This is a genomic window from Spirochaeta lutea (assembly GCF_000758165.1).
GTDB lineage: Bacteria > Spirochaetota > Spirochaetia > DSM-27196 > Salinispiraceae > Spirochaeta_D > Spirochaeta_D lutea.
In genome coordinates this window covers 1-3,494 of sequence record NZ_JNUP01000007.1, presented here as the reverse complement: position 1 = coordinate 3,494, position 3,494 = coordinate 1, and the positions used below count along the sequence as shown (strand labels likewise).

The following is a 3,494-nucleotide window of genomic DNA, read 5'->3' as shown; positions in this document are numbered from 1 at the left end:
TTTTCTTGGCAAAAACCGCGCCACTTTCGCTCCGCAGGTTAAGCGCGCGTTAGCCGGACCCTCCGGGCGCAAAAAGAGGAGACGACATGCTTTTTGAAGTATTGCTAAATAATCAGGTAAGAAACATTGCACCATATTTTGAATTACGACTTATAGAAAATGATCATTTATTAAGTATAATTAATGACTTTGAAGATGGAAAATGGCGATATAAAAAGTTTCAAAACTACATCTGGGATAATATTGCTGAGACAACACTCAACTATAAAGAAAGAGAAGCGTTAGTAAATCAATCTCTGCTAACGGCTGCTGCAAAAAACCTTCGACTTTCTGATAAGGATGATGCAACAGGTGAAGGTAGTGAACTTGCTGAAATATTGCTTTATGCATTAATGAAGGATCATTATAAAGCTCTTCCTGTTGTACCAAAGATATTTTATAAACAAAATACACAGGACTATGCAAAGGGTTCAGATAGTGTTCATATTGTTATTGAAGATAATGAAGAATTTAGTCTTTGGTTTGGAGAAGCAAAATTCTATAATTCAGTAGATAATTCAAGACTTTCAAGAATTGTCGAATCAGTAAAAAATTCATTAAGAACTGATAAACTCAAGAAAGAATGTAGTATCATTTCGGGCGTTTCTGATATTAGCTATATAATAGGTGATAATATTGCTGAGAAAGTCAAAGCTGTATTATCTTATCAAAATTCCATTGATACAATTAAAGAGTTAATCCATGTCCCTATTCTTCTTCTTTATGAGTGTTCTATTACAAAAACCGAGTCTGTTTTAACCGAAGAATATAGAAGAAATATAAAAGAACTGCATGTTGATATTGCAAAAAGATACTTTTCTAAACAACTAGAGAATATATCAGATATCTTTTTACATGAAAAAATTAAATTCCATTTCATACTATTTCCTGTCCCTGATAAAGAAAATATTGTCAGTAAATTCATCGAAAACGTTGAATTCTACCGAGGTGATTAAGATGGAATTATTTAACTATTATCAGGAAATAAATGATCTACAAGAGATCGGGGAAGAACTTAAGGCTAGAAATGAATTAATTAAAGTACTAGATATGCATGAGAAGCAAGACATCAAATACAACCATGTTATTAATCATTTAATACGAAGATCTGGATTATTCCCATATATTCAAATAGAGAATGCCTCATGGGAAGATAGATACATCTATGAGGCATTTAAAGTAAATATTGGCAAATCTGAACCTGCAATATTGCATTATGAACAATCAAGAATATTAAAAAAACTTCTTAATGGTGATAGTTTTGCAGTTAGCGCTCCAACCTCGTTTGGAAAGAGTTTCATAATCGACTCATTTATTGCAATTAAAAAACCAGAAAATGTAGTAATTATTGTACCAACAATTGCACTAACAGACGAGACTAGGCGACGTCTTCAAAGAAAGTTTTCGGATGAATACAAAATTATAACGAATACTGATATACAACTTTCAACAAAAAACATATTTATTTTTCCACAGGAGAGAGCAAATAATTATGTTGATAAACTATCGTCAATAGACCTGCTTATTATAGACGAATTTTATAAAGCAAGTTTGGCATTTGATAGTGAGAGAGCCCCTGCTCTTGTTAGAGCAATAATAAAATTGGGTAAAATATCAAAGCAAAAGTATTTTCTTGCTCCTAATATCTCTAAGTTAAATAAGAACCCAGTTACCAAAGATATGGAATTTGTTCATTTGGATTATAATACAGTATTTCTCAGAGTTTTCACTTTATATAAAGAGATTAAAAAAGATGAGGAAAAAAAAGGATTATATCTATTAAAGATACTTGATAAGTATACAGGGAAAACTCTTATATACGCAGGAACTTATACAAATATTGATAAGGTTTCGACATTAATAATTGATAAGCATTTGGATAGTGGTTCTGAATTGCTAGCTAATTTTGAAAAATGGCTAATAAAGAATTACGATCCTAATTGGATACTTCCAAAACTTGTTAAAAGAGGTGCAGGAATACATAATGGAAGATTGCATCGATCATTATCTCAGATACAAATTCATTTGTTTGAACAAGTAAATGGACTAAATTGTATTATATCGACTTCATCAATTATTGAAGGAGTAAATACGTCGGCTGAAAATGTTATAATATGGAAAAATAAGAATGGAACATCAGGGATCAATGATTTTACATACAAAAATATTATTGGAAGAAGTGGAAGGATGTTTAGACATTTTATTGGAAATGTATTTGTACTTGAAAGCCCTCCTGATGAGGAGCAGACTGAACTTGACTTAGAAGTTCCAAATGAAATTATAAATGAGATAGATGAAGATATTCAGAGTGAATATCTCAAAGAGGAACAAGTAAGAAAAGCGGTGGAATATAAAGATGAAATGATATCTATGCTTGGCGCAGAAAGGTATAAAATACTTAAGAAAGAAAAGATTATACAATCAAGTGATTCGGAACTTATCTTAAGTATTGTTCAAGAAATATTTGAGGATCAAGAATCTTGGAGGAGATTGTCATACTTAAATAGTCCAGATCCTGATCAATGGGACACAATGCTCTATAAAGTTATTAACCTCGATCCCGGAAACTGGGGAACAAGATATAGTTATTTTGTTGGCTTTATAAAAGCACTATCAAATAATTGGGATTCAACTATTCCAGATTTACTACGGTCTGTTGAATACATGGATTTAGGGATTAATGAAATATTTCAGCTAGAAAGAACGCTAGCATTTGAGTTTTCATCTCTTCTTCAAGATGTGAATACAATTCAGAAGATCATAATAAATGAACCATCAATAGATATATCTCCCTTTATATTTAGAATCTCTCATGCTTTCTTGCCTAAAAATGTTTATCAGCTTGAAGAATATGGACTTCCAAGAATGATCTCTAAGAAAATCCATGAAGCAGGTCTGATAGATTTAGAGAACGGCGAAATTGAAATAAACACGATAATTGAAACCTTCAAGAAATTGGGATCAGGGAGAATAAAAAGTATTAAATCGCTTGATAACTTTGATAATTATGTTGTTGATTATTTTTATGAAGGAATAATCATTAATAAAAATTAAAATCGGCTAACAACTGCTTCAACCTGACAATTCCTGTTGTCATGGTTTGTGCTTGTCGCTTCGCTCGGCACAAACCACGCCAAGCCCTTCGGGCCGGAATTGCAGGTTAAGCAAATGTTATATGGATTAAAATCCAATAAATACTTCATTATTTTTAAAATATTCATTTATTGGGAGAACTGATACGGAGGAAGTTTGAATGAAAAAATTAATCATAGGATCATTACTGATTTTTACCATATTATTTTCTGTCCACTCCCAGACCTTGCAATTTCGATCTTTTAGTGAAGGCACGCAAGACCAAATCATTGTTGAGAAAGAAGGACAACCAGATTTAACTCAGAATGTAGGTAGTGTACAATTCTTTCTGTAAAAGTGCTCTCTGTAAGGGGGCTTGAAAA

At 31.9% G+C, this 3,494-nt stretch carries 3 protein-coding genes; all 3 read left to right on the top strand.

Annotated features, from left to right (window positions below):
• Positions 1-86: 86 nt before the first annotated feature.
• The 3 genes from DC28_RS02070 (at position 87) to DC28_RS16345 (ending at position 3,466) form a co-directional block, all read left to right on the top strand.
• The gene (locus DC28_RS02070; protein ID WP_037545220.1) at positions 87-995 is read left to right on the top strand and encodes a HamA C-terminal domain-containing protein; all 909 of its coding nucleotides are present in this window, start codon (positions 87-89) and stop codon (positions 993-995) included.
• Position 996: 1 nt separating this feature from the next.
• The gene (locus tag DC28_RS02065; protein ID WP_052078341.1) at positions 997-3,093 is read left to right on the top strand and encodes a DEAD/DEAH box helicase; all 2,097 of its coding nucleotides are present in this window, start codon (positions 997-999) and stop codon (positions 3,091-3,093) included.
• 199 nt (positions 3,094-3,292) lie between these two features.
• The gene (locus DC28_RS16345) at positions 3,293-3,466 is read left to right on the top strand and encodes a hypothetical protein (RefSeq protein WP_156104538.1); all 174 of its coding nucleotides are present in this window, start codon (positions 3,293-3,295) and stop codon (positions 3,464-3,466) included.
• Positions 3,467-3,494 lie beyond the last annotated feature (28 nt).

Bases quoted from the DNA above. Each gene is read 5' to 3' on its own strand.
- DC28_RS02070 (WP_037545220.1), top strand. From the start codon at position 87: ATGCTTTTTGAAGTATTGCTAAATAATCAGGTAAGAAACATTGCACCA.
- DC28_RS16345 (WP_156104538.1), top strand. From the start codon at position 3,293: ATGAAAAAATTAATCATAGGATCATTACTGATTTTTACCATATTATTT.
- DC28_RS02065 (WP_052078341.1), top strand. From the start codon at position 997: ATGGAATTATTTAACTATTATCAGGAAATAAATGATCTACAAGAGATC.